This is a genomic window from Rhizobium sp. Root482 (genome assembly GCF_001426565.1).
In the GTDB taxonomy this organism is placed as follows: Bacteria; Pseudomonadota; Alphaproteobacteria; order Rhizobiales; family Rhizobiaceae; genus Pararhizobium.
Window position 1 is genome coordinate 57,864 of record NZ_LMFA01000024.1, and the last position, 26,620, is coordinate 84,483.

Genomic DNA, 26,620 nt, shown 5'->3' on the forward strand with positions numbered 1-26,620 from the left:
TGAGGCGACGCCATGACAGGGATTGCCAGCATCACCGTCAACGCCACCCGCTATGACATCATCGACCTGCCGGCCGAAGCGGGAGACGCGCTTGAGCACCTGCCTTACATTCACCGGATACTGCTCGAAAACGCACTGCGCACGGCAGGCAAGGACGCCGGCCTGGCAAGGCAGGCCATTCTCGACTGGCTGGAAACAGGCACGAGCGAGAAGGAAATCCCGTTTCTTCCCGGCCGGGTGCTGATGCATGATACGACCTGTGGCCCGGCGCTGGTGGATATCGCCGGAATGCGTTCGGCGCTTGCCGAAGCCGGAGGAGACCCGCGGCTCCTGAATCCTGTCGTTCCGGTCGATGTTTCCACCGACCATTCCATCGGGGTCGATGTGTTCGGAGAACCGGGTGCGCTGGAGCGCAACATGGCGCGTGAATTCCAGCGCAATGCCGAGCGCTACCGGTTCATGAAATGGGCGACCAACACGCTTGATGGTTTTCGGGTTCACCCGCCCGGAACCGGCATCATGCATACCCTCAATCTCGAAAAGCTGGCGACGGTCGTCACGAGCGGGGAGAGTGGCGGCAGGCTCTGGGCAATGCCGGACACGCTGATCGGAACAGACAGCCATACGCCGATGGTCAACGGCATCGGTGTTCTCGCCTGGGGTGTCGGCGGGCTGGAGGCGGAAAGCGTCTTGTTCGGCATGCCTGTTTCGCTGCGCGTGCCCGATGTGGTGGGCGTGCGCCTGAGCGGTCATCTGAACAACGGCGTGCTGGCAACCGATCTCGCTCTGGTCCTGACCCAAATTCTTCGCGGGATCGACCTGCAGGACAAATATGTGGAATTTTTCGGACCGGGGGTCTCGACCCTGACGGCGGGGGACCGGGCGGTCGTCGCCAATATGACGCCGGAATTCGGCGGCAATAGCGGCTATTTCCCGATCGATGACAGGACGCTGCACTATCTTCAGGCCACCGGGCGACCTGCGGAGAATATCGCCTTCGTCGAGCTTTATGCGAAGCGCACCGGTCTCTGGTTCGATCCGCTTGCCAATCCCCGCTATACCAGCGTGATCGAACTCAATCTCGCCACGGTGGAGGCAAGCCTCGCCGGTCCGACCCGTCCCCAGGACAGGATCGCGATCGGCGATACCGCAGCTGCCATTGCGCCCATGAGGAAGAATGCGGCAAGAGAGGAGAGCGGTGCAGGACCAGATGATGGCGCCGTTGCCATTGCAGCCATCACCAGTTGCACCAATACCTCCGACCCGCGGCTGGTGATCGCCGCCGGGCTTCTGGCACGCAAGGCACGAGCCTATGGCCTGAAGCCGCCTCACTGGGTGAAGACATCGCTCGGGCCGGGATCGCCGGCCGCCAAGCGCTATCTCGAACGGTCCGGACTGCTGGAGGATCTGGAGGCGGTTGGCTTCGCCATCGTCGGCTATGGCTGCACGACCTGCATCGGAAATTCTGGACCGCTGACGGATGTCATGTCGCAGGCAATGGCGGAGCGGAATATCCTTCCGGTGGCGGTACTGTCCGGAAACCGGAATTTTCCCGGCCGCGTGCATCCGCAACTGGAAGCCGGCTTTCTTGCCTCTCCGCCGCTGGTGGTGGCGTTTGCGCTGGCCGGAACCGTCGATCTTGATATTTCCAGCGACACGATCGGCAGGTCGGCGCATGGAGAGGATGTCACGCTTTCGATGCTGTGGCCGACGAGCGGGGAGATCGACGAAGCGGTCAGCCAGGCCGTTAAGGCCGAAGATTTCTTGCCGGCCTACGCCGAAGCCGAAGCGAGCGCCGCATGGAAGGCGCTGAAAGCGCCGACAACGACGCTGTTTCCCTGGGATGACGCATCGACCTATATCCGCCGGCCGCCCTTTGCCGGCTTTGGCAAAGGCACGTTGCTCGGCACATATGAGGCCCGGCCGCTCCTCGTTCTTGGCGACGATATCACCACCGATCACATCTCGCCCGCCGGAGCCATACCGGCGCGGAGCGAAACCGGCCGTTATCTCGTTGCCCGCGGCGACAGCCCCGCCGACCTGAACGTCTATGCCTCCCGGCGCGGCAATTGGGAAGCGATGGTGCGCGGGCTCTTCACCAACCGAAGCGTCGTCAATCTGCTGGGACGGGACATTCCCCCAGGCGAGACAGTGCATTCGCCATCCGACGAGATCATGTCTCTGCCGGATGCGGCGGAGCGTTATCGAGCCGAGGGTCGATCCGTGGTGATCGTCGCCGGCGAGCGATACGGCATGGGCTCGTCCCGCGACTGGGCGGCAAAGGGCGTTTCCCTGCTTCATGTCCGCGCCGTGCTGGCGACAAGCTTCGAGCGGATCCACCGGTCAAATCTGGTGGGCATGGGTATTCTGCCCATGCGGCTGCCGCCCGATCTGGGTCCACGGCAGCTCGATCTCAAGCCCGGCGACACAATCCTTATCCGTGCGGACTGTGATGACATCTCGCCGCGCTGCGAAGTGCAGGTTTCGGTCCGTCGTTCGAATGGCAGCCTGTCTACGTTCAAGGCGATGGCGGCGGTCGAAACCAGCGCCGAGGTCGAAATCCTGAAGCAGGGCGGAATCCTGCCGCTCATCCTGAGAGGCAAGTTGCCGTCGGCTCGCGTCGGCAAGGACAGGGATCTGGTTGATCTCCCCGCCGCCCGTTAAGCGGTCGAGTGTCGGCTGGATCGATGGATCGTTGCTCATGCACCCCGTGACAGGACCTGATCAGGCGAACGTCCGACGATCTCCTGATATTTGCCGGGATCGGTCGCGCCCTCCGTGTTGACGAGGAAAATGCGGGATTCGGCGCCGATGGCAAGGGCCGTCCTGATTTCGGGATCGGCGGTGGCCTTGAGGAACCCGGCAAGGCCGACGCCGCCGCTTTCGCCCGCGACAAGGGCCGGATCCGTTGCGAGCGGATCGGCAAGACGCCGCATCACCGCGATGGCGTCGTCCTCGTCGACGGTCATGAAGGCATCGGCGACGCGCGACAGGATGCGCCAGGCGACGAGCGATGGTTCGTAACATTCCAGCATGGCCATGATCGTCGGTTCGACATGCCGCACGGTCACGGGACGGCCGGCCCGCGCCGTCTCGAACAGGCAGGCGGCACGGGCCGGGTCGACGACGGTAAAGACAGGACGCTGCTCCTTAAACGCGATCGCCAGATGGCCGGCAACCGCAGCGGCGATGCCGCCGACACCGGACTGGATAAAAACATGCGTCGGCGGCGCCGGCATCTGCCGCAGCGCCTCGCGCACCAGCGCCGTATAGCCTTGCATCACCAGGCCGGGAATGCGCTCATAGCCCGGCCAGGAGGTGTCGGAGAGGATGATCCATCTGCGCTCACCGGCAATATGCGCGGCCTCTTTCACGGAATCATCGTAGTTTCCGGCGACGCGGATGATCTCGGCGCCGAACCGCGCGATCGCCGCCACGCGCTCGTCGCTGACGCCGGCATGGACGAAGATCGCGGAACGGGCGCCGACGAGGTCGGCACCCTGAGCGACGGAACGGCCGTGGTTGCCGTCGGTGGCACAGGCAAAGGTCATGGTCCTGGCGATCCTGCGAATGTCAGGTGTATGAAGCTCGTCCATATCGACCGGCCGCCCCAATCGCGTTCGCGCCTCTTCGAGAACGAGCCGGATGACGGCATAGGCGCCGCCAAGCGCCTTGAAGCTGCCGAGCCCCAGTCGCTGTCCTTCATCCTTCATGTGAATGGCCGCGACATGCGTAGCCGCCGCAAGGGCCGGGAGGGAGACAAGCGGTGTTTCGGCATGCCGGTCACGGTAGCGGAGGTGACGTTCCACGCCCGCCGCAGCGTCGAGGCCGAGAAGATCGGCATCACCAGGCTGGAGCGGAGATCGATAATCCGCATGGGTGTTGAGAATGAACATATCTGCCTCGCTTGCTGATCGTGCCGAACGATATCGCAAGGCACGCGAAAAAGGCTTTGTTATGTGAGTAGGGATTTGCAAGTTTGCTGTGGATCAACGCTTGCCGCATTGGGATTTTCTCCAGAGCGCCAACACAAAGCGCAAAGGATGACCGTCAGGATTGCCCAGGGCGGCGGATCAAAGGTCATGCGGCCAAGCGGGTGGTCGGTCACGGGCGCAGGAAGAGGGACTGGCCGGTGCGGGCCGCCTCGAAGATGAAGTCGATGACGCCGCGGATGCGCGGCACCTGGCGCAGGTCCCGGTGGCATAAAAGCCAATAGCTTCTCCGCAGTTCGACTGTATCAGGCAGCACGATCTGGAGTTCCGGGTAGCGCGACGCGATGAAATGCGGCAGGACGCAGAGCCCAAGCCCCTGCCGGGTGGCGGTGAGTTGCGCGAAAATGCTCGAACTCTGGAAATTCGCCCGGATGCCGCGGTGGACATCGCCGAGATAATCGAGGCCGGGGGCAAAGATCATGTCTTCGATATAGCCGATGAACGGGTGCCTCAGAAGATCGTCGAGAGCGACAACCGCCGGATTTTTCTCAAGATAATGCCGTGCGCCATAGATATGCAGGCTGTAGTCGCCGAGCTTCTCGCAGAAATAGGGGCCGGCCTTCGGCGGATCGAGCGCGACCGCGACATCGGCCTCCTTGCGCGACAGCGACATGATCTGCTGGATCGTCACGAGCTCGAGCGAGATGTTCGGATGGCTTGCGGTAAACGCCCCCAACCGTTCGGCGAAAAAGAAATTGGCAAAGCCTTCCGGCGCGCTCAGCCGCACCACGCCCCGGTGGAACAGCGGCCCGGACGCGATATCGGCGTGTAGCCGTTCGGCCTCCGCTTCCATCCGCTCGGCCGTCTCGATGAAACGCTGGCCGACCGCGGTCAGCACATAACCGCGCGAATTGCGTTCGAACAGCTTGACGTTGAGAGCAAATTCCAGCCGGTCGATGCGACGCGACACCGTCGCATGGCTCGACCGCAACTGACGCGCAGCCATAGACAATTGGCCGGTGCGCGCCACGGCGAGGAAAAACTGAAGATCGTCCCATGTAAATTGCATGACATCTCCAAGGTCTGTTCAAAAATGAACAGACCTTGTTCGCAATTAGCGTTGTCGCTGCTCTTGTGTCAACGGCCGAATTCCTGGAACCTGTGTGCAGGCCTGTCGCCTTGAGGAGGGCGACGATCCATTTTTGAACAGACGCGCAACTGGTATCTCTGGGAGGAGAAAACATGCGGAAGACAATCATCGCATCCGTCGCCCTGCTTTTGGCAAGCAGCACCGCCGCCTTCGCCGATGCATCGGACGGCAAGGTCAAGATCGGCATCCTGAACGATCAGTCCGGCGTCTACGCCAATTTCGGCGGCAAATATTCCTACGAGGCCGCCAAGATGGCGGTGGAGGATTACGGCGGCAAGGTGCTGGGCGTGCCGGTCGAAGTCGTCACCGCCGACCACCAGAACAAGGCCGACGTCGCGTCCAACATCGCCCGACAGTGGTATGATACCGAACAGGTCGACAGCATCATGGAGCTGACCTCGTCATCGGTCGGTCTCGCGGTCCAGGCGCTCAGCAAGGAAAAGAAGAAGATCACCATCAATACCGGTGCCGCCACGACGGAACTGACCGGCAAGCAGTGCAGCCCCTACGGCTTCCATTGGGCCTATGACACCCACGCGCTTGCGGTGGGCACCGGCGGCGCGCTGGTCAAGCAGGGCGGCGACAGCTGGTTCTTCCTGACGGCCGACTACGCCTTCGGCTATTCGCTGGAGGAAAATACCGGCAACTACGTCAAGGAAAACGGCGGCACCGTCGTCGGTTCCGTTCGCCATCCGCTGGCAACCACCGATTATTCCTCCTTCCTTCTGCAGGCGCAGTCTTCCGGCGCCAAGGTGATCGGCCTTGCCAATGCCGGTCTCGACACCGCCAATTCGATCAAGCAGGCGGCCGAATTCGGCATCGTCGCCGGCGGCCAGCGCCTTGCGGCACTGCTCTTCACGCTGGCCGAGGTCCATGGGCTCGGGCTCGAAGCGGCGCAAGGGTTGACGCTGACGGAAGGTTTCTACTGGAACCGCACGCCGGAGACGGCCGAATTCGGCAAGCGCTTCCTCGAGCGCACCGGCGCCATGCCGAACATGGTGCATGCCGGCACCTATTCCGCCGTCACCCAGTACCTGAAGGCAATCGAAAAAGCCGGGTCGGACGATGCCGACGCCGTTTCCAAGGCACTGCATGAGATGCCGGTCAGCGATATCTTCACGGACAATGGCAAGGTTGCCGCCAATGGGCGGATGATCCACGACATGTATCTGATGCAGGTGAAGAAGCCGGGCGAAAGCGACATCCCCTGGGATTATTATACCGTGCTTGCTACCATTCCGGGCGACCAGGCCTTCATCGATCCTGCCAAGAGTGGCTGCGATCTGGTGAAGCAGTAGGCGCCGGTCGACGCCATGTCGCTTGATCAGGCGAAAACGCATGAACAGCCGCGGGTGGTTCTTTCCGCCCGCGGCCTCAGCAAGACCTTCGGTTCCTTCGATGCGGTCAAGAATGTCGATATCGACGTCCTTGATGCGCGCGTGCATGCGCTGATCGGCCCGAACGGCGCGGGAAAGACCACGGTCTTCAACCTCCTGACGAAGTTCCTGCAGCCGACGCGCGGAACGATCTCGCTGCTGGGCACGGACATCACCGGCCTGGCGCCCGACAGGGTCGCGCGCATGGGGCTGGTGCGTTCCTTCCAGATTTCGGCGGTCTTTCCGCATCTGAGCGTGCTCGACAATGTCCGCGTCGCGCTGCAGCGGCCAAACAGGCTGGCGACCCAGTTCTGGAAGCCCATGTCGTCGCTCGACCGGCTGAACGGACGCGCCGACGAACTGATTTCCGCCGTCGGTCTTGGCAAGGAGCGCAATGCGATCGCGGCCGATCTTTCCTATGGTCGCAAACGGGTGCTGGAGATCGCCACGACCCTGGCGCTCGATCCCAAGGTGCTGCTGCTCGATGAGCCGATGGCCGGCATGGGGCAGGAGGATGTCGGCGTGATTGCCGAGATCGTCCGCAATGTCGCGCGCGAGCGGGCCGTGCTGATGGTCGAGCACAATCTGAAGGTGGTCGCCGATATCTGCGACCATGTGACGGTCCTTCAGCGCGGCGAGATTCTTGCGGAAGGCGACTACGCCACCGTCAGCGAGGATCCGCGCGTTCGCACGGCCTATATGGGCACCGAGGAGGCCTGAGATGAAACCATTGCTTCAACTCGGCAATCTCAACGCCTGGTATGGTGAAAGCCATGTCCTGCACGGTGTCGACATGACCGTCGGCGAAGGCGAGATGGTCACCATCCTCGGCCGCAACGGCGTCGGCAAGACGACGACGCTTCGGACGATCATGGGCATCATCCGCGAGCGCAAGGGCGAAATCCGGTTCGACGGCCGGGACATGCTGTCGGTGCCGCTGCACCGCACCGCCCATGCCGGGATCGGCTTCGTGCCGGAAGAGCGCGGCATCTTCGCGACCTTGAGTGTCGAGGAAAATCTGATGCTGCCGCCGGTCGTGGCGGAAGGCGGCATGCCGCTCGACGAGATCTACGAGCTCTTTCCAAATCTCCTGGAGCGGCGGACGAGCCCCGGCACCAAGCTTTCGGGCGGCGAGCAGCAGATGCTCGCCATGGCGCGCATCCTGCGCACCGGCGTGCGGTTGCTCATCCTGGACGAACCCACGGAAGGACTTGCGCCGGTCATCGTCCAGCGCATCGGCGAGGTCCTGAAGAAGCTCAAGGCGCGGGGCATGACCGTGCTTCTGGTCGAGCAGAACTTCCGTTTCGCCAGCAAGATCGCCGACCGTTTCTATCTCATGGACCACGGCAAGATGGTCGCGGACTTTCCCGTGGCGCAATTGCCGGAACGCATGGGAATGCTCAACACGGTGCTGGGGGTCTGACGATGATGATGATATTCGGAATCCCCCTGCAGGCCTTTCTCGGGCAGTTGCTGATCGGGCTGATCAACGGCTCCTTCTACGCACTTTTGAGCCTTGGCCTTGCCGTGATCTTCGGCCTGTTGCGCGTCATCAATTTCGCCCATGGCGCGCAATATATGCTGGGCGCCTTTGCGGCCCTTCTGCTGCTGAGCTATCTCGGCATCAATTATTGGGTCGCGCTTATCATAGCGCCGCTCCTGGTAGGTCTGTTCGGGGCAATCGTCGAGCGCACCATGCTAAGTCGGCTCTACAAGCTCGATCCGCTCTATGGGCTGCTCTTCACCTTCGGCCTGGCGCTGACGATCGAGGGCACGTTCCGCTATCTCTATGGTGCGGCGGGACAGCCCTATTCGGTCCCGCCAGCGCTTGCGGGCGGCACCAATCTCGGCTTCATGTTCCTGCCGATCTATCGCGGCTGGGTCGTCGTCGTCTCGCTCGTCGCCTGCATCGGCACCTGGCTATTGATCGAGAAGACCCGGCTTGGCGCCTATCTGAGGGCGGCGACGGAGGATACCGTGCTCGTCCAGGCCTTCGGCATCAATGTGCCGCTGCTGCTGACGCTCACCTATGGCCTGGGGTCGGCACTCGCGGCCTTCGCCGGCGTGCTTGCCGCGCCGATCTACCAGGTCTCGCCGCTGATGGGCACCAATATCATCATCGTCGTCTTTGCCGTCGTCGTCGTCGGTGGCATGGGGTCGATCATGGGCGCCATCGTCACCGGATACATGCTTGGCATCGCCGAGGGGCTGACCAAGGTGTTCTATCCGGAAGCCTCGAATATCGTGATCTTCGTGATCATGGCGGTGGTGCTGCTGTTGAGGCCGGCCGGCCTGTTCGGGAAGGATGCGTGACATGACCGACGCCATCGACACGGCAAAAACGGGATCCGCCGCCGCACCTGCGCGATCGGTAGGCACGGCGCAGATCGTCATCCTGGCGGCAGGGCTTCTGTTCCTGCTGCTGGCGCCCATGTTTCTCTATCCGATCTTCCTGATGAAGCTCCTGTGCTTCGCGCTCTTTGCCTGCGCCTTCAATCTCCTGCTCGGCTATACCGGCCTTCTCTCCTTCGGCCACGCCGCCTTTTTCGGCGGGGCTGCCTATTTCACCGCCCATGCGGTCAAAGAATGGCACTTGACGCCGGAATTCGGTCTGTTGCTGGGGGCAGCGGGTGCCGCGTTCCTCGGTCTCATCATCGGCTTCTTCGCGATCCGCCGAAAAGGCATCTATTTCGCGATGATCACGCTGGCATTGTCGCAGATGTTCTATTTCTTCTGCCTGCAGGCCGAGTTCACCAAGGGCGAGGATGGGATCCAGAGCGTGCCGCGCGGCCATCTCTTCGGCGTCATCGACCTCCTGGTCCCCACCAACATGTATTATCTGGTGCTGGCCGTCTTCGTCATTGGGCTGCTGATCATCTGGCGTTTCATCAACTCGCCGTTCGGGATGATCCTGAAGTCGATTCGCGAGAACGAGCAGCGGGCGATCTCGCTCGGCTATTCCGTGCAATATTACAAGCTTGGCGCCTTCGTGATGTCGGCGGCGCTGGCCGGGCTTGCCGGTGGGCTGAAAACCCTGGTCTTCCAGTTCGCGACATTGACCGACGTGACCTGGCAGATGTCGGGCGAAGTGATCCTGATGACGCTTCTCGGCGGTATCGGCACCCTGATCGGCCCCATTTTCGGCGCCGGGCTGGTGGTGACGCTGCAGAACTATCTCGCGACCTCCGATTTCCCGGTGACGATCATCACCGGCGTCGTTTTCATGGTCTGCGTACTGCTGTTCCGCCGCGGGCTCATCGGTGAGTTCTATGCCTCGCGACTGGGTCGCAAGCTCGGCTTCGAGCACCGCCAATAGGGGGCCTCGCCGCCTGAACGCGGCGCGCTGCCACGACAGGATGCCGGGCCATCCGGCTCCGATCAATATTCAGAGGACAAAGCCTCGCGCCTGCGAACAGGCGGGCGCGACCGATCGGCTGCGGAGTGCGCAATGGACCAGTACGACTATATCATCATCGGTGCCGGCAGCGCCGGCTGCGTTCTGGCGAACAGGCTTTCAGCCGATCGCTCCCACCGCGTGCTTCTTCTCGAGGCGGGCGGCAACGATAATTATCCCTGGATCCATATTCCCGTCGGCTATCTCTACTGCATCAACAATCCGCGTACCGACTGGTGCTTTTCCACGGAAGCCGAAGCCGGGCTGAACGGCCGCTCGCTCAATTATCCGCGCGGCAAGGTGCTCGGTGGCTCCTCGTCGATCAATGGCATGATCTATATGCGCGGCCAGGCGCGTGACTATGACCTCTGGCGCCAGATGGGCTGCGAAGGCTGGGCCTGGGACGAGGTCCTGCCCTTCTTCCGTAAATCCGAGGATTTTCATCAGGGAAACAGTGATTTCCACGGCGGTGGTGGCGAATGGCGGGTCGAGAAACCACGCGTGCGCTGGGCCGTTCTCGATGCCTTCCAGAAGGCGGCCGAGGAGGCCGGCATTCCGGTGACCGAAGATTTCAATCGCGGCGATAATGAAGGCTCGGCCTATTTCGACGTCAACCAGCGCTCCGGCATCCGCTGGAGCAGCGCCAAGGCCTTTCTGAAGCCGGCGCGGGGACGCGCCAATCTGACGGTTTTGACGCGCGCGCAGGCCCGCCGGCTCCTGGTGGCGGAGCGAGCGGTTACCGGCGTCGAGTTCCAGCACGAGGGCGAGACGAAGACCGCCCAGGCTCGCCGCGAGACCGTTCTATGCGCCGGCGCCATCGGCACGCCGCATCTGCTGGAGCTTTCAGGCATAGGTCACCCGGACATCCTCTCGGAGGCTGGCATCGAGGTGGTGCATGCGTCACGAAATGTCGGCGAGAACCTGCAGGACCATCTGCAATTGCGCCTCGTCTACAAGGTGACCGGCGTGCCGACCCTCAACGAAAAGGCAAGCACCTTCCTCGGCAAGGCGGCGATCGGTCTAGAATATGCGCTGAAGCGTTCCGGGCCCATGTCGATGGCACCGAGCCAACTGGGCATCTTCACGAAATCCGGTCCCGACAAGGATACGGCGGATCTGCAATATCATGTGCAGCCGGTCTCGCTCGAGAAATTCGGCGATCCCGTCCATGCCTTTCCGGCGATGACCGCGAGCGTCTGCAATCTGAGGCCCGAAAGCCGGGGCTCGGTCCATCTCAAGGAGCCCGGTTTCGCCGCGCAGCCGCGGATAAAGCCGAACTATCTGACGACGCAGGCGGATAGGGACGTGGCGGTGCGGGCCATCAGGCTGACGCGGGAGATCGTCAGCCAGCCATCCTTTGCGCGCTATCATCCGCAGGAATACAAGCCGGGGCCAGCCTATGAAAGCGATGCCGACCTCATGCGCGCCGCCGGCGATATCGGCACGACCATTTTCCATCCCGTCGGAACGGCGCGAATGGGCTCGGATCCCGATAGCGTCGTCGATCCCCGCCTTCGGCTTCGCGGCCTTGCCGGGCTTCGCATCGCCGATGCCTCCATCATGCCGTCGATCACCTCGGGCAATACCAATTCGCCGACGATCATGATTGCCGAGAAAGCGGCGGAGATGATTCTGGCCGACAATCGCTAACGCATGTCGCGCAAAAGTGTGCAGCGGTTTTGCGATAACGACATGCGTAGAAACAAGATTTTAAAGTGCGGGTGCGAATCCGAAGGATCGCGACGCGCTTTAAATGTTTGGCGAAGGCCGAAGCGTGGTTTCCCGGTAGCGGACCTCGCTGTCGGTGACGATCACATCCATCGGAATATCATGTGGCAAGGGATGGATGGTCGCGATCGCCTGCTGCGAAAAGCCGACGCCGATGACGAGTGGCGCCCGGCCGAGATGCGCCAGCGTGCGGTCGAAGAAGCCTCCGCCATAGCCCAGCCGGTAGCAGTCGTGGTCGAAGCCGACGAGCGGCGCGATGACGATATCGGGGATCTGTTCCGGCCCATTGGCGGGAAAGAGGATGTTCCAGACGCCCCGTTCGAGTTTCTCGCCCTGTTTCCAGGCGCGGAAGGTGAGCGGCTGGCCCTTCGCCGTCACCACGGGCAGAAGACAGGTGCCGCCGGCTGCGTTGACCGAGGCCATCCAGCCGCGCAGGTCGGGCTCGCCCTTGAACGGCCAGTAGAGGCTGACACGCTTGCCCGCGACATCGGTGACAACAGTATCGAGCCGGGCTATGAGCGCCGCGGTGAGGCTGTCTCTCTGGGTCTGGTCAACAAGCGAAGACCTCTCCTCGATCAGCCGCTGCCGCTTGCCGCGTCGCCATTCGGTGATCCACTCTTTTGATGGCGCTGGCGCCGTCAATCCCATATAGGCGGGATCGATCTCGTGCATCGAGCATGCCGGAGAAGCATAGCCACGGGATTTACCGTCGTCATCAGCGTTCATGGAACAGCCTTCTCAGCGGCGACACAATTTTGGAATGATGTTCGGCGCCCGCGGGTTGCTTATCGTTTCGACTAACAGAATAATAATGCGAGATAATTCCGCAACCGAGATTTTGATTTGGACCTCTCCTCGCTCGATATTTTTCTGGCCGTTGCCGACCACCACAGCGTCACCCGCGCCGCCACGGCGATCGGTCGCGTGCCGTCGAATGTGACGATTCGCATTCGCCAGTTGGAGGACGATCTCGGCGTCCTGCTGTTCAGCCGCGACGGCAAGAAGATGACCTTGACGCGCGAGGGGAGGGTCTTTCTCTCCTATGCGAACCGCATCCGGGCCCTGGCGCTGGAAGCCAGGCACGCGGTTAGCCCGCCAGGCCCCTCGGGCAGTTTGCGGCTCGGCAGCATGGAAAGCACGGCAGCCAGCCGGCTGCCGGACGTACTGGCGCGGTTCAACGCGCTTTGGCCTTCCATCTCCCTCGTTCTGACCATGGGATCGACCCGCGAGCTGGTTCGCGGCGTCCTTGCCGACGAACTGGATTGCGCGCTGATCGCCAGGCCGCCGATGGCCCTTGCCAGCGACCGGAACAGACTTGATCCGGAACTGGACCAACTGGACGCGCTGCCTGTCTATGTCGAGGATCTCGTGCTTGTCCTGCCGCTCAGTCACCCCGAGATAGAAACCGCGGCCGATCTCAAGGCCGGCGCGCTCGCGGCGCTCGAACCGGGCTGCACCTATCGGCGTGTGGCCGAGGATTGGGTTCGCAAATCGGCGTCGGTGCGCACGCTCGAGCTTGGCTCCTACCACGCCATCGTCGCAAGCGTTTCGGCCGGCAATGCCATCGGCGTCATGCCGAAATCCGTCCTCGACCTGATGACCTGGCCTTGCGGTATCAAAACGCATGATCTGGGGCCGGTCGAAACCCTCCTCGTGCGCCGGAAAAACGAGCGATCACCGGCCTATGACGCTTTTCTCGACGTGCTTTTGAAGCCGAAAGACGACGAGGCCGGATTTTTAAGAGCCGGATAACCTTCCAACGATAAGCCCTCCCACCATGTCCTGCGGCACCCGTCGCCGCCCCCATTCGCGGTAATTCTCCCATGTCAGACGCCATTGATCTTCGCTCGGCCCCCGGCCGGCGCCCTCGCTTTCGCCTGTTCCATCCCATTCTCGCAGGCGCGACGCTGCGCGACCGCCTGCTCGCCTGCCTCGGCGCGCTGGTCGGCATTGCGCTGACGGGCATGATCTGCGGTTATGTCTTTGGCCAGGGCGCCCATCTGCCGCTGATCGTCGCCCCGATCGGGGCATCGGCGGTCCTGCTCTTTGCGGTTCCCGCAAGTCCCCTGGCGCAGCCCTGGTCGATCATCGGCGGCAATACGATTTCGGCCCTGATGGGTGTCATCGCGGCAAACCTTATCCAGGACCCGATCCTTGCCATCGGCGTCGGCGTGTCGCTTGCCATCGGTGCCATGTCGTTCACGCGCTGCCTCCATCCGCCCGGCGGCGCCGCCGCCCTGACGGCGGTGCTCGGCGGACAGGTGGTGGCCGGCTGGGGCTTCCTGTTCCCGTTCGTGCCGGTCGCGCTCAATTCCTGCATCCTGGTCTGCGTCGGTCTGCTGTTCCACCGGATGGCGCGGCGCAACTATCCGCATGTCCCGCCCGCTCCGGCGGTCAATACCCATCAGACCCAGGATCCGCCGCCCTCGACCCGGGTCGGCTTTCGGGAAGAAGATCTCGACGCGGCTCTCGTGGCCCTCGACGAAACCTTCGATATCGACCGGAGCGATCTCAGCCGGCTGCTGCACCAGATAGAGCTGCAAGCGGCGGTGCGCTCCCATGGCGATATCCGGTGCGCCGACATCATGTCCCGTGACGTGATCTCGGTTGGCGAGGATACCCCGACCGAAGAGGCGCGGGCCTTGCTTCTGAAGCACAATATCCGGACGTTGCCGGTCAAGGACAGGAACGGTCATCTGATCGGAACGGTAGGGTTGCGCGAACTCGCCGAGGCCGGCGATCATATCGGCCATCACGTCTCGCAGGCCGCCACCGCCTTCGCAACCGCGCCGGCGCTGAGCCTGCTGCCGGTGATGACGGACAGCAAGACCCATGCGGTCATCGTCACCGACAATGACGGCCGCATTATCGGCCTGATCTCGCAGACCGACCTCCTGAGCGCGATTGCCCGCGCCCTGCCGAAAGCCGCTGCCTGACGTGCAGCGAAGGCGATGCGACGCCTAGGCGCCCGATGGCGCCGGGCATGATCGATATCAGGCTGCCGCGGCGTCGGCGAGGCTCGCACGGAGATCTTCGAGAAGGTCGTCGGCCGCTTCCAGCCCCACCGACATGCGCACAAGTCCGTCGCCGATGCCGGCGGCCAGGCGCGCCTCCGCCCCCATCCCCACATGCGTCATCGTTGCCGGATGGGCGACCAGGCTCTCGACCCCGCCCAGCGATTCCGCCAGCGTGAATATTCTGATCCCCGAAACGAATTTCCGCACGGCCTCCAGGCCGCCGGCCAGTTCGAAGCTCAGCATGGCTCCGAAGCCGGATTGCTGGCTCTTGGCGATGCCATGGCCGGGATGGCTGGCGAGCCCGGGATAATGGACGGCCGAGACTTGGCGTTGGCCGGCCAGGAATTCCGCGGTCGCCTGCGCCGTGGCTTCCTGTCGTTCGATTCGTGGAAACAGGCTGCGGATGCCGCGCAGCGTCAGATAGGCATCGAAGGGAGAGCCGGTCACCCCGGTCATGTTGGCCCAGCTCCGCAATGGCTCGACATCCTCTTCTGCGGCCGCGATGACCGCGCCGCCGACAACATCCGAATGGCCGTTCAGATACTTGGTCGTCGAGTGGATGACATAGTCGGCGCCGAGTGCGATCGGCTGTTGCAGCGCCGGCGACAGGAAGGTGTTGTCGACCACCAGTCGCGCGCCTGCTGCTTTCGCCCGCCGGGCAAGATCGCGGATATCGGTGATCCGCAGCAGCGGATTGCTCGGCGTCTCCACCAGCACAAGCTGCGGCGACAGCGCGAAGGCGGCCGACAGGGCCTCCCCATCCGCCTGGTCCACGAAGGTAACGTCGAAATGACCCTTGTCGCGGCGCGCGCACAGCAGCCGATAGGTGCCGCCGTAGCAATCATGCGGAGCGACGATCCTGTCCCCGGGCTTCAACTGGTCGAAGACAAGATTGATGGCGGCCATTCCCGAGGAGGTGACGACGGCACCGGCGCCCTTTTCAAGCTTGGCGATTGTCTCGCCCAAAAGGTCGCGGCTGGGATTGGAGGTGCGCGAATATTCGTAGGCCTGACCTTGCTCAAAGGTGGCGAAGGCATAATTGCTCGAAAGATAGAGCGGCGGCGTGACCGCCCCGAAAGCCGTATCCGTCGCAATGCCGTTCGCAGCCGCGATGGTGCGGGCATCTCTTGGTTTGTTCATGTTCGTTCCTGTCTTCCGCCTGTCTCGTCATCATCCTCATTCCGGCAATGTTACCGCGCGAATGAAGGATGACCCCTTTGCAAAGCCAGTATAATTTCTAGTTAGGCAATGACAATGGCCCATGGTTCTGCCTGCGGGAATTTCAGGCAAGGCCCGTCAGCACAAACTGTGGCAATCGAGGTTACGGAAGGAGATCGGAAAGTGGCAAAATATCAGATCGGAGACCATGTCACCTGGAATTCCGAAGCCGGTCATGTCAGCGGCAGGATCATCAAGATCCACGAGAAGGATTTCGTCTACAAGGAGCACAATCGTCGTGCGTCCACTGAGGAGCCGCAATATGAGATCAAGAGCGACAAGACGGATCATATCGCCGCCCACAAGGAAGGCGCCCTCTCCAGGAAGAGCTGATCGTGGCCGTCTATTCCGTCGGCCATTCGAACCGGACGTTTGAGGAGTTCGCCGACATCCTCGCCGATGCCGCGATCGATCTCGTTGTCGATGTCAGGACTTTTCCGCGCTCCCGCAGCAATCCGGTCTTCAATATCGATGTTTTGCCCGACAGCCTGCAAGAGCGCGGCATCGCCTACGAGCATTGGCCGGATCTCGGCGGGCGTCGAAAACACCAGGATGACGTGCCGGAAGCGTATAATGCGCTGTGGCGCAACCGAAGCTTCCACAATTATGCCGACTATGCGCTTTCGGACCCCTTCCAAGCTGCCCTGAAGGCGCTGATCCTGCGCGCTCAATCTTCCAATCTTGCCATGATGTGCTCGGAAGCGGTGTGGTGGCGCTGCCACCGCCGTATCATCACCGATCACCTGATCCTGCGGGGCCATTCCGTCCATCATCTGATGGGCAATGGCAGGATCGATCCGGCGAAGGTAACGCCCGGCGCCGTGCTTACCGATGAGGGCGAGGTTCTCTATCCGGGATGAGCGACATCCGTATCGGCCGGCGGCCACGGGCGGTCGGGGCGGTAAAAGAGCGCGAGCTTCAGGCTTTCGGCAATCCGGGCCGCTTTCTCGCGGAAAATCTGCGCCACGTCTTCCTCGAACAATTCGTCGCAGCTCTGGCGGAACAGTCCGAGCCAACGGTCGAAAAGGCCGATCTCCAGCCCCTCGATGCGCTGGTGGACCGCAACCGGATTTCCCTTGTAGCGGCCCGTCGTCCGCACCACCGAAGACCAGAAGGCATACATGATGTTGAGATGTGGACCCCAGTCGCCCGGAATCGCGCGCTCGAAAATGGGACCGAGCACGGCGTCGGCGCGGATCTTGTCGTAGAAATTGTCCACCAGCGCCCGGATATCTTCCTCGGACACGATGCTATGGGTCGGTTCTTGGCTGCTCATCTAAGCCCTGCATCTACACCATGCAGCCTTCCGCCGCCAGCGCCGCGGCAACGACGCGACAAAAGGTCCGCATGAGACATGGACCATCGAAGCCGTCCAAGGTGGTGCCGGCGTGGCTGTTGGCAAGCGGTCTGTCATGCGGGAATTGCCGTGCGGCTGTTATCGTCGTGCAAGGACGCGGCAAGCTCGGGCTCGTGAAAGAACCGGATTGAGGTTCAAAGGACTGTCCCATCCCCACATTGCCACCATATTCCTGGGGGATATCGAGGGATCACAACGATGCCGTCGAAGGCGGTCGTCCGGCACGAGCCTGCCGTCAGACCAACGCGCCGCGCCCTGCAGGGCGGCAACCGCGCAAAAACAAGGACCGCTTGTGAGATTTGCAAAGGCCAGCCTGATCAGTCCGGGGCAGAACAGCGGCTTTGCCGTCCCCGCGATCGCCGTTTCCCTGTTCGTGTTCGCCTATTCAGCGCGGCTCGGCCAGGCGTCGATCCTCGTCTACTATGCGCTCTGGCTGCCGCTGGTGCTGGTCGATTACCGGCGCGTTCTCGGCGGCTACGGTCGATATGGGTGGATCTTCGCCTTTACCGTCTTTGCCTGCCTGTCCGTCTTCTGGTCGGCGGCGCCCTCCGTCACGGCCAGGGCATCGGTGCAATATCTGTCGCATGTCGTCTGCGCGCTCATCGCCATGCGCATGGTCGATACGGCAGGGCTTGTCCGCGGCATGGTCGCCGGCATTGGCCTTGTCCTCGTCTATTCCCTGCTTTTCGGCGTCTATCACTTCGATCCGCTGGATGGGACCTATAGTTTCGTCGGTGCCTTCGCCTCCAAAAACCAGTTGGGCCTCTACGCCTCCCTCGGTGTCTATTTCTGCTTTGCCGCTCTTTTCATGCTTCGCGAGCGCGGCCCGTGGCGCATCGTCTGCATCCTCATCGGACTTCTGGCAGGCTATGCGCTCCATGCGTCCCAGTCGGCAACCTCGATGCTGACGACGGCGGCGGTTATCGGCGTCGGCCTGGGGCTTCAGGTTCTATCGGCGCTGTCGCCGCGACACCGGAAGATCGTATTTTCCATCGTGGTCCTTTCCGGCGGCGTCGCGGCCATCGGCGCGCTCCAGGGCGGTGCGGTCGATAGCGTGCTGGCGGTCTTCGGCAAGGATTCGACCCTGACCGGCCGAACCTATCTTTGGCAGCAGGGAATCGCGGCGGCACAGGCTTCGCCCCTCATCGGCACCGGCTACCAGGCCTATTGGGTCCAGGGGTTTTCGGAAGCGGAGCGGCTCTGGGAGGAATTCTATATCGGCTCGCGCAGCGGCTTTCATTTCCACAATACCTTCATCGAAACCATGGTGGAGACCGGTGTCATCGGCCTCTTGCTGTTGTGCATGGTGCTTCTTGTCACCTTCTGCGGCCATCTGCGGCGGCTGCTTTCCCGGCCGCGGGCCGTCGAGCCATCCCTGCTTTTCGGCGTGGCCGTCCTGCTTGTCATGCGGGCTTTCGTGGAGGTCGATATTCTCAATCCTTATCACGTCGGGTCCTTCCTGCTTTATTTCGCAGCCGGGCGGCTGACGACAGCGGAAGTCCGCGCCCCGGCCGGGCAGTTCCGCCTGCAGGTGCCATCCTATTGAACGGCGATCGGCAAAGCGCAGGGGACAGGAGATGAGAGAGCAAAGATGAAAACCATCTTCGGAATCCAGTATCTTCGCGCCCTTGCGGCGATCGCCGTCGTGCTGTTTCACGCCGCCGAAAAAACCGGCCATTCCTTTGCCATCGGCGCGGCCGGGGTTGATGTCTTCTTCGTCATCAGCGGCTTCATCATGTGGATGATCAGCGACCGGCGGGCGATGAGCCCGGCCGGCTTTCTCCTCGAGCGTGCCCGCCGCATTGTCCCGGTCTATTGGGCGGCAACGGCGGTCATGGTTCTTGGCGCCTTGCTCGGTCTTTTCCCGAATCTCACGCTCAGCCTCGAGCATGTGCTTGCGTCGTTGTTCTTCATTCCGGCGCACTCCCCGAGCAGCGGCGAAATCTGGCCGGTCCTGGTGCAGGGCTGGACGCTGAATTTCGAAATGTTCTTCTATCTGGTCTTTGCCCTGTCGCTCAGTCTCGCCCGGCGCTGGCGCCTTATCACCGTCGCCGCGCTTTTCGCCGCCCTGGTCGCCATCGGCGCAACGATCGACACCGGCAATGCACTCCTTTTCACCTATACGCGGCCGATCATGCTGGAATTCGTCGCCGGCATGGTCGTCGGGCAGATCTGGCTCAAGGGGAAAATTCCGGGGCAGGCAGTCGGGCTCGGACTGGTCATGTTCGGGATGGCTGGCTTCGCCATCATCGCCCTGTTCAAGCTCCCCTTTGACGTCCTGTCCTGCGGCCCTCTGGCCGTTGCCCTCGTCACCGGGGTTCTCTCGCTCGAAGCCGCCGGCAGGCTGCGCCCGTGGCGCGGCCTCGTCTTTCTCGGCGATGCCTCCTATTCCATCTATATCTGGCACACATTCGCGATCTCGGTGATCGCCAAGCTCGGCGCGGTGGCCGGCTTTCCCGCCGGCGCGGTTTTCGTCGCCGCCGTTTTCGGCGGCACTGCCCTGGGTTCCGCCGCCTATCTGCTGCTTGAGCGGCCGCTGGCGAAATATCTGAGGTCACCGAAATCCGCGCCCGGCTCAAATCTTGCGACTGCGGCAGCGAAAGAGGCGCCGCGTCTGTCTTCGTAAGGCGGCTGTGCCTGGCCTTCCTTTGCCTTGGTCCCGGCCTGTTTGGTCAATAATGTCTTTGAAAGTGAAGGAAAGGCGGAGCGATCACCCTTGGCCCATGTCACGCACCGTTACGAGAATTTCCGCAGGAACGGCATGCGCGGCTGGGCGCGTTCGCAGCCGCGCCTTCTGCACCCGCTGTGGCTGATCGTCGGCCTGATCGAATATATGGCGTTCAGCCTTCTATGCCTCGCAGGCCTTGCCGTCGTCATCGTGCTGATGGCGCTGGTCGCCCTTTCGGGTCTTGATCGGCCCGAACCGCCGGCGCGCTGAGGATTACTGGGCCGGTTTCAGCGGCTGCTCGACATAATATTTCTCGTAGCTCTTGCGGTATTTTTCCGCCGCGCCGAAATCGCTGTATTTTCCAAGCTGGTCCATGTCGGTCTTGTTCAGCATCACGCCAAGGATCTTGGCGTTGAACTGCGGATCGGATTGCAGCAGGTCGCGGACCAGCCGGAACGGCGTCCTGCCCCATTCCACGACCATCAGGAAGCCATCGGCCAGGGGCGAGAAAGCCTTGGCATCGATGACCGGCGCGAGTGGCGCCAGATCGACGATGATATAGTCGAAGGTCTTGCGCGCCTGGGCGATCAGCGCCTCCATGCCCTGCGAGGCCAGCAGTTCGTTGGTATGGTAGAGACGTTCGCGCGGCGCGACCGGCAGGATGGCGAGCCGCGTCTGAGGATCGACCCGAAGGCCCGCCGTCCATTCCTCCTCGCCCAGCACGGCCTCGACCAGCCCTGTTTTCGGCGGCGGCGAAATCATGCCGCTGACCGAGGGATTGCGCAGATCGGCGTCGATCAGCAATGTGCGCTTGCCGCTGGCCGCCAGGAGGCCGGCGAAATTCGCGGCGATCGTCGATTTACCCTCGCCCGGCAGGGCCGAGACCACGCCGATCACCCGGTTCGGGCGACCCTGAAGGATGACGTCGCTTGCGAGTTTCGCGTTGCGCAGTGTCTCGGCAAAAGCCGATCGCGGCGCCTCGACGGCAATGCGGGTCATGCGCGACAGGGGAATTTCGCTCTCGGCGGCGATGTCGGAGCCTCTACGGGAATGGCTGTGCCCTTTACCCCAGAAGGTCTTCGGCGCCTTGCCGACAAAGGGGAGATAACCGAGTGATTTGTGCCCCAGGATGGAGCGCACGTCTTCTTCGAGACGGAAGAAGCGCTCGCGAAATTCCAGGAACCCGGCGATGGCGGCCGCCAGCATGGTGCCGAGCACGATGGAGAAGGCGAGAACCATGGTCTTCTTCGGACTGGACGGCGAGGATGGGATGCCGGCCTGCGAAATCACCCGCGCCTTTGCAATGGGGAAGGATTGCTGCTGGGATGCTTCCTCATAGCGGCCGAGATAGGATTCATACAGCGTCTTCAGCGCGGTGGCCCTCTGCTCCAGCTCGCGCAGCTTCACCAGCGACCGGTTGGCTTTGGAATTATTGCCGGCCACGCCCTCGATGCTCTCGCGCAACGAGGCTTCGCGCGATTTCGCGACTTCGTATTCGTTGCGGTAGCTTCCGGTCAGTTGCTGCAGCTCGCGGAAAATCTGGCCGGAAAGCTCGGCCTTCTCGGCCCGCAGCGCGACGGCCTGCGGGTGATCGGGTTTGAAATTCTCCGCGATGGCCTGCTCGCGCTTGCTGACGGCGAGATAGCGGGTCCGCAGATCCTGGATCACGGAATTATTGGTCTGCGCGGAGGAGATCGTCGCGTTCTTCACCGCATTTTCGGCGCCCTGTTCGAGGATCGCCTTGAACTGGCTGTAGCGGGCAAAGGCGCTTGCCGTATCCGCCTGCGCGACGATCAACTGGCCGTTGAGCTCGGTAAGCTGCTGTTCCGACATCAGTTCGCCGCGGGTCAGCGTCAGCCCGTTTTCAACCTTGAACCGTTCCGCGTCCAGCGATGCCTTCTCGGAGCGCTGGCGCAGGTCTGTCAGGCGCTCCTGCAGCCACACCGAGGCTTTTTCGGTGGCGTCGAAATTGGCGTTCAGCTGGTCGGTCAGATAGGCGCCGGCATAGGCATTGGCGATCGTGGCGGCGAGCTGAGGGTCGGTCGACCGGAAGGATAGGGCGACGACCGAGCTTCTGGCGACCCGTTCCACGCTCAGACCTTGCTGAAGCAGGGCGGCCGCCTTCTGCCGCCTGCCGTTTTCCGCCTGGGCTTCGGTTATTTCAGTTCCGCCGCCAAGGCTGAAAAGCGATTTGACGGCAGCCTTGGCCATCGCTGGCAGCGATTTCGGCGGATTAAGGATGGTCTCGTTTTCCGAAAGCTTTTGCGCATCGGTGACGCGCAGCGCCAGTTCGCCCGATTTCAGGATCTCGACGGCACTGGAAATCTTCGTATCGGCCTGTTGTGCGCTTTGCGGCGATGGCTCTTCTTCCGCATATTTGGAAAGATTTTCATCAAGCAGGATCTGGGTCTGCGACGTATAGACCGGCGTCGCGACGACGAGATAGACCACGCCCAGCGCGAAACAGACAAGAACGCAGGCGGCTGCCATCCGCGCTCGCCGCGCCACGATCGCGGCCAGCCGGTTCAGATCGATGAACGAATCCGTCTCATCGCCGCGCAGCGTCGGAACAGGGGTCAGCGGAAGGGGTCTCTGGTTCATGGGCATCCTGTCTTGGAATTCTCTGCTATCTGTCTCGTCGCCGCGATCGGGCGGGTCGTCGGCGGTCAGGCGGCGCGCCGGCCCGCAGCCGGGAAGTTCACCAGGCGTCTTAGTCTGGCGGCGATGGGCATGCGCAGATGCCGGACGGCCGCGGGATTGCGCCAGGCGGTTTCGAGCGCGCCTGAAAATGATCTCGTCTTGATCTGCTCGACGAGAGTGAGGAAGGAGCGGGCCTCCTCGATGCTGCGCGTACGTCTCCGCTGGGCCGCCATTGCGGCCTTGTCCAGTCGGTGCCCTTCGAGAAACCTGATGTCGCCGGCCTGCATGGCGTCTATATGAGGCAGTTTCAGGACGCGGGAAATCGAGCCGTCACGGATATGATAGACATAGCCGGCTTCCGGCTCGATGACGCAGCGCCCGCCGCGGGCAAGGGCCGTGGCAAGGAGCAGATAATCCTCGCCGATCGCCAGTGTTTCATCGAACCGCAGCGCTTGTTGCCGCAGGAAGCGGCGCTCGAAAACCGGCTTCATATAGCCAAAATTGTGCTCGGATCTGAACAGGACATTCGAGTTGATGAAGGCGGGCAAGGTGAGGATCGAAAGCGCCGCCAGCCGCTTGCCGTCGAACATGCGCCGCCTGTGGCCGCCTTGCGTAACAACATCGATATTGTCGACTGCGATCTGCGCCTGTGCGGCCTTGGCCCGGGCGATCATCCGCCGGGTCCGGTCGGGTGCGACCCGGTCGTCGGAATCCAGAATGACGATCCAGTCGCCACGGGCGGCATCGAGCCCGGCATTGCGGGCGCCGCCGGGGCCTCGGTTTTCCTCAAGGCGGACCAGGCGGACCCGGTTGTCGCCATAGGCTTCGACGATCTCGGCCGTGCGGTCGCGCGAACAATCGTCGATCACCACCACCTCGACGCTGACGCCGGTTTGCGCCAGCGCGCTGTCGATGGCCCGCTCGATCGTATCGGCGGCATTATACGCGGCCACGACGAAACTGGCGTCCGGGTTCCCGGTCATGACGGCCTCGCTTCGGCCATGCCGTATTGCTCGATTTCGCTGAACCCCATAAGCCCGCTGACGACGCCTGCATGCAGCAGGCAGCGCAGGGCGGATCTGTTCCGGCGAACCGGCGAGAAAAGGCTGACGGCACTGCTCAAGGCGCAAAAGCCGCTCTTGGCGAGCGCAAGCGCCACCTGGGCGGCAAGACCCGCCGGCTTTGCCTTCGTGGCCAGCAACCGTCCATGCGTCTGGCCGAACCGGAATTTTCGCCGGGCAAGCCAGGAAAAGCTGGCGCGCCTGTCCGGCACCGGTTCATGCACCCAGGCGGCCGGCGCATAGGCGATCGTGCCGCCCATCCGGTGCATATGGGTGAAGAATTCGGTATCTTCGCCGCCGCTGCGGCCAAGCGACAGATCGAAGCGGCGCCCCTTGATCCCGGGGGCGGAAAGACGCAGCAGCGCATTGCAGGTGTAGCCGGTGACGATCCGCCCGCCCACCCAGACCGGATGGGTCGAATGGAAATCGCCCTGCCGCATCCAGCGCGGCGCATCCCCGTCATAGACGGCTTTGACCGGCCCCAGAACCGCATCCGCGCCGGTCACCGCCGCCGTCTCGGCAAGGCGGATGAGCCAGTCGGAGGAGGCCGTCTCGTCATCGTCGATAAAGGCGAGGAAATCGCCGTTTGCATTGTCCAGGCAGGCATTGCGGGCAATCGAGATATTGGAGGCGGGGCAATGGACATAGAGAATGTCGTGCGGGATCGAAGCCCTCAGCGCCTCCACGCGCTTTGCGGCGCTCGGATCGGCGTCATTGTCCGCAACGATGATGCGGATCGTCGTCTCCTCGGGAACGGCAAGGGCGCCCAGCGACCTGAGCGTCTGCTCGAGTTCGGTCCGCCGGTAGGTGCAGACACCGATGTCGATGGAAATGATCTGGCTTCTCTGATCCATATCCGTCCTCATGAGCTTGCCCGGTGGCTGCGGAAATCGAGAAGCTCGCGCCAGAAGCCGGCCGACCAGGCGAAATGCATGACCATGGCGGACATCGCGGCGAGCGGCCCGTAAGGGTTTTTCTGTGAAAGCGCCATCCAGGCGCCGTAGCCGAGACAGGCCACGGCCCAGAGCACGAAGGGGATGGCCGCCGCCCAATTGACCAGGGCCAGAAGCGCGCCGGCGGCAACCGGCACCACCGCCAGCGGCAGCATCTGGCGGAGGCCCGGCAAGGCGCGGTGCTTAAGGGCGTTTCTTGCCCGCCCGCGGCCATAGGCGAAATACTGGCGAAACAGGGTGCCCGCCGTGCTGCGCGGATAATAGATCATGCTTGTCCTGTCGGTCATCCAGATCCGGTAGCCGGCCCGGGTGAACCTGTAGTCGAATTCCGCGTCCTCATTGTGGCTGAAACGCTCGTCGTAACCGTCGATCGCCTGGAAGGCGGAAATCTGCATCAGGGCATGGTGGCCGTGATCGGCCCAGTGGCCGACGGCGCCGGTGCGATGCTTGGAGCCGCCATTGCCGAGCTTGGAATTCTGGGCGAAGGCGGTGGCCTTCTGGAAGGTCGAGAAACCGACGGTGCGCATGGCGACCACGACCGAATCGGCACCGGTCGCCATGGCCTCCTCCATCAGGCGCTGGCAATAATCCTCCGGATATTCGCCATGCGCGTCGATGCGGATCAGATAATCGTAGCGGGCGCCAAGCCTCGCGACGGCGAGATTGATGGCAGCACTCTGGATCCTTTTCGGATTGTCGATCAGCGTCACTCTCGAATCCATCGCCGCGATCCGCTGAACGACAGTGCGCGTTCCATCGGTGCTTCCCCCATCGACGACGACGAGATCGGCATCGAGATCGTCCAGAGCGCTGCCGAGCCTTTCGATCAGGGCCTCGATATGCCCGGCTTCGTTCAGGCAGGGAATGACGAGAAGGCAGCGTGCATGCGTCAAGCCGGCATCGGTCATGGCTGTTCACCCTTGCTGAGCGTGGTTTGGGAAATGGCGTGAATGGAACCGGTTGTCGGCACGGAACCGCGCAACGCGGCAAGCCGGCTGACCAGGGCTTCGCAGTCGGTCCTGCCGAAGGTCCATGTGCCGGGGTCCACGCGGGCGACGCGGTCCCGGGCTGCCTGGTAGAGCGCCGGCGTCATATCGGCCATCAGACCCGCAAGCGCCTCTCCGTCGTCACGCTCCAGGACAAGGCCGATCTGCTTCTCGCGGATGAAGCGGGCGGTTTCGGTGCCGGCCATGGCGATCGGCACGGCGCCGTAGCGGCATCCCTCGTAAAGCCGGTTCGGCAGCAGCCAGCTCGAATTTTCGCCTTCCTCGAAGAAATCGATGCTCCAGGAAAATTGCACCTCGCTGTAGATATCGGCGAGATCGTCTGGATTCCGGTAAGGCCCATGGAAGGACATGAAGGGCTCGTTCTCGACGAAAGTGTCGAAATCGGGAAATTCCGAATAGGCGGGGCGCCCGCGCAGGACGATTTCGTATCTTCCCTCCATCAGACGGGTGAATTTTGCCAGCAGCTGCAGGGATTTCCGGCATCTGAGCGCCCCGAACCACCCGATCCTGAAAGGTTCGCCCCTGAAGGATTCGCCAGGCCGCGGCGGAAGGGCGCGCATGCTGGCGTTCGGTACGCCTTCCGGTTCGAAGACCTTGTTTTCGAGAAGCATCACCGGCGCCTCCAGCCGCGAGACCGGCTTGAAATAATTCTCGATGAAGGCCGGGGAACTGGTGATCAGCAGGCGGACATTGCGGCCGAGATACTGTTCGGCGGCACGAAGGGCATGTCCTGCGGCATCCCGGCGCAAGAGCAGGCGGTGGATATCGAGGCATTCATAGACGATCGCCGCCCTGCCGCCGAAGATCGCATTCGCCCTGTTGGCAAGCGCCAGCATTTCGAGATTGCGGGCGAGGATGACGTCCGGCGCCGGTATCCCGCGAAGCTTCCGCCGCAGAGCCGCCGTCGCCATGGCGACGACGGCGATCCTTTGGCCGAACCGGCCGTCGCGCGTCAGCCCAAGCTCGATGAAGTCGCTGTCGACAGGACGCGCGTCGCCGCGCCGGAAACCGGCCAGCGTCACCCTGGCGCCACCCGTCTTCAGCGCCAGCAGGCGGCGCGCGATCGCAGGATCCGTCACATCATGGGCGAGATACAAGATATCCAGCATAAGCTTTCCG

24 protein-coding genes are annotated in these 26,620 nt (G+C 62.7%); 14 read left to right on the plus strand and 10 right to left on the minus strand.

The genetic code is table 11. The annotated features are described in order from the left end of the window. Nucleotides 1–12 precede the first annotated feature (12 nt). Complete coding sequence (acnA, locus tag ASD31_RS20505) at nt 13–2,664, plus strand: aconitate hydratase AcnA (RefSeq protein ID WP_056338444.1); 2,652 nt, start codon at nt 13–15, stop codon at nt 2,662–2,664. 35 nt (nt 2,665–2,699) lie between these two features. Here acnA and ASD31_RS20510 read toward each other — a convergent pair whose 3' ends face one another. Both ASD31_RS20510 and ASD31_RS20515 read right to left on the minus strand, forming a co-directional pair. Continuing rightward, nucleotides 2,700–3,896 (minus strand): diaminopropionate ammonia-lyase, encoded by a 1,197-nt coding sequence (locus tag ASD31_RS20510; RefSeq protein WP_056338447.1) that lies wholly within the window; start codon nt 3,894–3,896, stop codon nt 2,700–2,702. A gap of 208 nt (nt 3,897–4,104) precedes the next feature. Next, entirely contained in the window at nt 4,105–5,001 is an 897-nt protein-coding gene (locus tag ASD31_RS20515) for a LysR family transcriptional regulator (protein ID WP_056338450.1), read from the minus strand. Between the two features lie 173 nt (nt 5,002–5,174). On the opposite strand from ASD31_RS20515, the gene ASD31_RS20520 reads away from it, so the two are divergent. The 6 genes from ASD31_RS20520 (at nt 5,175) to ASD31_RS20545 (ending at nt 11,502) form a co-directional block, all read left to right on the plus strand. Then, nucleotides 5,175–6,380 (plus strand): ABC transporter substrate-binding protein, encoded by a 1,206-nt coding sequence (locus ASD31_RS20520; RefSeq protein ID WP_056338451.1) that lies wholly within the window; start codon nt 5,175–5,177, stop codon nt 6,378–6,380. A gap of 15 nt (nt 6,381–6,395) precedes the next feature. Then, nucleotides 6,396–7,178, plus strand: a complete 783-nt coding sequence (locus tag ASD31_RS20525; RefSeq protein WP_056338454.1) for an ABC transporter ATP-binding protein — start codon at nt 6,396–6,398, stop codon at nt 7,176–7,178. Nucleotide 7,179: 1 nt separating this feature from the next. Further along, nucleotides 7,180–7,881 (plus strand): ABC transporter ATP-binding protein, encoded by a 702-nt coding sequence (locus ASD31_RS20530; RefSeq protein WP_056338456.1) that lies wholly within the window; start codon nt 7,180–7,182, stop codon nt 7,879–7,881. Nucleotides 7,882–7,883: 2 nt separating this feature from the next. Further along, on the plus strand, nt 7,884–8,771 hold the full coding sequence (locus ASD31_RS20535) for a branched-chain amino acid ABC transporter permease (protein ID WP_056338459.1): 888 nt from the start codon (nt 7,884–7,886) through the stop codon (nt 8,769–8,771). After that, the gene (locus tag ASD31_RS20540) at nt 8,764–9,774 is read left to right on the plus strand and encodes a branched-chain amino acid ABC transporter permease (protein WP_082520650.1); all 1,011 of its coding nucleotides are present in this window, start codon (nt 8,764–8,766) and stop codon (nt 9,772–9,774) included. The genes ASD31_RS20535 and ASD31_RS20540 overlap by 8 nt, the downstream gene beginning before the upstream one ends. Nucleotides 9,775–9,906: 132 nt before the next feature. Further along, nucleotides 9,907–11,502: a GMC family oxidoreductase gene (locus tag ASD31_RS20545; RefSeq protein WP_056338464.1), complete on the plus strand. Its 1,596-nt coding sequence runs from the start codon at nt 9,907–9,909 to the stop codon at nt 11,500–11,502. 99 nt (nt 11,503–11,601) lie between these two features. Here the strand turns inward: ASD31_RS20545 and ASD31_RS20550 are convergent, their stop codons facing one another. Further along, nucleotides 11,602–12,306: a 5-formyltetrahydrofolate cyclo-ligase gene (locus tag ASD31_RS20550; protein ID WP_082520651.1), complete on the minus strand. Its 705-nt coding sequence runs from the start codon at nt 12,304–12,306 to the stop codon at nt 11,602–11,604. Between the two features lie 117 nt (nt 12,307–12,423). On the opposite strand from ASD31_RS20550, the gene ASD31_RS20555 reads away from it, so the two are divergent. Continuing rightward, nucleotides 12,424–13,332, plus strand: coding sequence for a LysR substrate-binding domain-containing protein (locus ASD31_RS20555; protein ID WP_056338470.1), 909 nt, complete (start codon nt 12,424–12,426; stop codon nt 13,330–13,332). A gap of 71 nt (nt 13,333–13,403) precedes the next feature. Next, nucleotides 13,404–14,516 carry an HPP family protein gene (locus tag ASD31_RS20560; protein ID WP_056338473.1) on the plus strand — a complete coding sequence of 371 codons (1,113 nt, stop codon included), beginning with the start codon at nt 13,404–13,406 and terminating at the stop codon, nt 14,514–14,516. Between the two features lie 57 nt (nt 14,517–14,573). Here ASD31_RS20560 and metB read toward each other — a convergent pair whose 3' ends face one another. Then, nucleotides 14,574–15,737 (minus strand): cystathionine gamma-synthase, encoded by a 1,164-nt coding sequence (gene metB, locus ASD31_RS20565; RefSeq protein WP_056338477.1) that lies wholly within the window; start codon nt 15,735–15,737, stop codon nt 14,574–14,576. 201 nt (nt 15,738–15,938) lie between these two features. Here metB and ASD31_RS20570 point away from each other — a divergent pair, with 201 nt between their 5' ends. Both ASD31_RS20570 and ASD31_RS20575 read left to right on the plus strand, forming a co-directional pair. Then, nucleotides 15,939–16,148 carry a DUF2945 domain-containing protein gene (locus ASD31_RS20570; RefSeq protein ID WP_056338482.1) on the plus strand — a complete coding sequence of 70 codons (210 nt, stop codon included), beginning with the start codon at nt 15,939–15,941 and terminating at the stop codon, nt 16,146–16,148. A 2-nt stretch (nt 16,149–16,150) separates the two neighbouring features. Further along, nucleotides 16,151–16,675 carry a DUF488 domain-containing protein gene (locus ASD31_RS20575; RefSeq protein ID WP_320409412.1) on the plus strand — a complete coding sequence of 175 codons (525 nt, stop codon included), beginning with the start codon at nt 16,151–16,153 and terminating at the stop codon, nt 16,673–16,675. Here ASD31_RS20575 and ASD31_RS20580 read toward each other — a convergent pair. Then, nucleotides 16,663–17,091 carry a group III truncated hemoglobin gene (locus ASD31_RS20580; protein WP_056338488.1) on the minus strand — a complete coding sequence of 143 codons (429 nt, stop codon included), beginning with the start codon at nt 17,089–17,091 and terminating at the stop codon, nt 16,663–16,665. The genes ASD31_RS20575 and ASD31_RS20580 overlap by 13 nt on opposite strands. Before the next feature lie 373 nt (nt 17,092–17,464). On the opposite strand from ASD31_RS20580, the gene ASD31_RS20585 reads away from it, so the two are divergent. The 3 genes from ASD31_RS20585 (at nt 17,465) to ASD31_RS20595 (ending at nt 20,110) form a co-directional block, all read left to right on the plus strand. After that, complete coding sequence (locus ASD31_RS20585) at nt 17,465–18,718, plus strand: O-antigen ligase family protein (RefSeq protein WP_056338491.1); 1,254 nt, start codon at nt 17,465–17,467, stop codon at nt 18,716–18,718. Nucleotides 18,719–18,763: 45 nt separating this feature from the next. After that, nucleotides 18,764–19,798, plus strand: a complete 1,035-nt coding sequence (locus tag ASD31_RS20590) for an acyltransferase family protein (protein WP_056338494.1) — start codon at nt 18,764–18,766, stop codon at nt 19,796–19,798. Nucleotides 19,799–19,888: 90 nt separating this feature from the next. Beyond that, nucleotides 19,889–20,110, plus strand: a complete 222-nt coding sequence (locus tag ASD31_RS20595) for a hypothetical protein (RefSeq protein ID WP_056338496.1) — start codon at nt 19,889–19,891, stop codon at nt 20,108–20,110. A gap of 3 nt (nt 20,111–20,113) precedes the next feature. Here ASD31_RS20595 and ASD31_RS20600 read toward each other — a convergent pair whose 3' ends face one another. The 5 genes from ASD31_RS20600 to ASD31_RS20620 are packed head-to-tail and all read right to left on the minus strand — an operon-like array spanning nt 20,114 to nt 26,610. Then, nucleotides 20,114–22,447 carry a polysaccharide biosynthesis tyrosine autokinase gene (locus ASD31_RS20600; RefSeq protein WP_056338500.1) on the minus strand — a complete coding sequence of 778 codons (2,334 nt, stop codon included), beginning with the start codon at nt 22,445–22,447 and terminating at the stop codon, nt 20,114–20,116. Nucleotides 22,448–22,506: 59 nt separating this feature from the next. Beyond that, on the minus strand, nt 22,507–23,463 hold the full coding sequence (locus tag ASD31_RS20605) for a glycosyltransferase family 2 protein (RefSeq protein ID WP_056338504.1): 957 nt from the start codon (nt 23,461–23,463) through the stop codon (nt 22,507–22,509). Next, complete coding sequence (locus ASD31_RS20610; protein WP_056338507.1) at nt 23,460–24,395, minus strand: glycosyltransferase; 936 nt, start codon at nt 24,393–24,395, stop codon at nt 23,460–23,462. The genes ASD31_RS20605 and ASD31_RS20610 overlap by 4 nt, the downstream gene beginning before the upstream one ends. Nucleotides 24,396–24,403: 8 nt before the next feature. Then, nucleotides 24,404–25,402 carry a glycosyltransferase family 2 protein gene (locus tag ASD31_RS20615; protein ID WP_056338510.1) on the minus strand — a complete coding sequence of 333 codons (999 nt, stop codon included), beginning with the start codon at nt 25,400–25,402 and terminating at the stop codon, nt 24,404–24,406. Continuing rightward, the gene (locus ASD31_RS20620; protein ID WP_056338513.1) at nt 25,399–26,610 is read right to left on the minus strand and encodes a hypothetical protein; all 1,212 of its coding nucleotides are present in this window, start codon (nt 26,608–26,610) and stop codon (nt 25,399–25,401) included. Before ASD31_RS20620 ends, ASD31_RS20615 begins: the two co-directional genes overlap by 4 nt. Nucleotides 26,611–26,620 lie beyond the last annotated feature (10 nt).

Bases quoted from the DNA above. Each gene is read 5' to 3' on its own strand.
- ASD31_RS20615 (WP_056338510.1), bottom strand. From the start codon at position 25,402: ATGACCGATGCCGGCTTGACGCATGCACGCTGCCTTCTCGTCATTCCC.
- ASD31_RS20600 (WP_056338500.1), bottom strand. From the start codon at position 22,447: ATGCCCATGAACCAGAGACCCCTTCCGCTGACCCCTGTTCCGACGCTG.
- ASD31_RS20540 (WP_082520650.1), top strand. From the start codon at position 8,764: ATGCGTGACATGACCGACGCCATCGACACGGCAAAAACGGGATCCGCC.
- ASD31_RS20525 (WP_056338454.1), top strand. From the start codon at position 6,396: ATGTCGCTTGATCAGGCGAAAACGCATGAACAGCCGCGGGTGGTTCTT.
- acnA (WP_056338444.1), top strand. From the start codon at position 13: ATGACAGGGATTGCCAGCATCACCGTCAACGCCACCCGCTATGACATC.
- ASD31_RS20535 (WP_056338459.1), top strand. From the start codon at position 7,884: ATGATGATGATATTCGGAATCCCCCTGCAGGCCTTTCTCGGGCAGTTG.
- ASD31_RS20580 (WP_056338488.1), bottom strand. From the start codon at position 17,091: ATGAGCAGCCAAGAACCGACCCATAGCATCGTGTCCGAGGAAGATATC.
- ASD31_RS20620 (WP_056338513.1), bottom strand. From the start codon at position 26,610: ATGCTGGATATCTTGTATCTCGCCCATGATGTGACGGATCCTGCGATC.
- ASD31_RS20610 (WP_056338507.1), bottom strand. From the start codon at position 24,395: ATGGATCAGAGAAGCCAGATCATTTCCATCGACATCGGTGTCTGCACC.
- ASD31_RS20545 (WP_056338464.1), top strand. From the start codon at position 9,907: ATGGACCAGTACGACTATATCATCATCGGTGCCGGCAGCGCCGGCTGC.
- ASD31_RS20550 (WP_082520651.1), bottom strand. From the start codon at position 12,306: ATGAACGCTGATGACGACGGTAAATCCCGTGGCTATGCTTCTCCGGCA.
- metB (WP_056338477.1), bottom strand. From the start codon at position 15,737: ATGAACAAACCAAGAGATGCCCGCACCATCGCGGCTGCGAACGGCATT.
- ASD31_RS20510 (WP_056338447.1), bottom strand. From the start codon at position 3,896: ATGTTCATTCTCAACACCCATGCGGATTATCGATCTCCGCTCCAGCCT.
- ASD31_RS20605 (WP_056338504.1), bottom strand. From the start codon at position 23,463: ATGACCGGGAACCCGGACGCCAGTTTCGTCGTGGCCGCGTATAATGCC.
- ASD31_RS20530 (WP_056338456.1), top strand. From the start codon at position 7,180: ATGAAACCATTGCTTCAACTCGGCAATCTCAACGCCTGGTATGGTGAA.
- ASD31_RS20590 (WP_056338494.1), top strand. From the start codon at position 18,764: ATGAAAACCATCTTCGGAATCCAGTATCTTCGCGCCCTTGCGGCGATC.
- ASD31_RS20520 (WP_056338451.1), top strand. From the start codon at position 5,175: ATGCGGAAGACAATCATCGCATCCGTCGCCCTGCTTTTGGCAAGCAGC.
- ASD31_RS20560 (WP_056338473.1), top strand. From the start codon at position 13,404: ATGTCAGACGCCATTGATCTTCGCTCGGCCCCCGGCCGGCGCCCTCGC.
- ASD31_RS20515 (WP_056338450.1), bottom strand. From the start codon at position 5,001: ATGCAATTTACATGGGACGATCTTCAGTTTTTCCTCGCCGTGGCGCGC.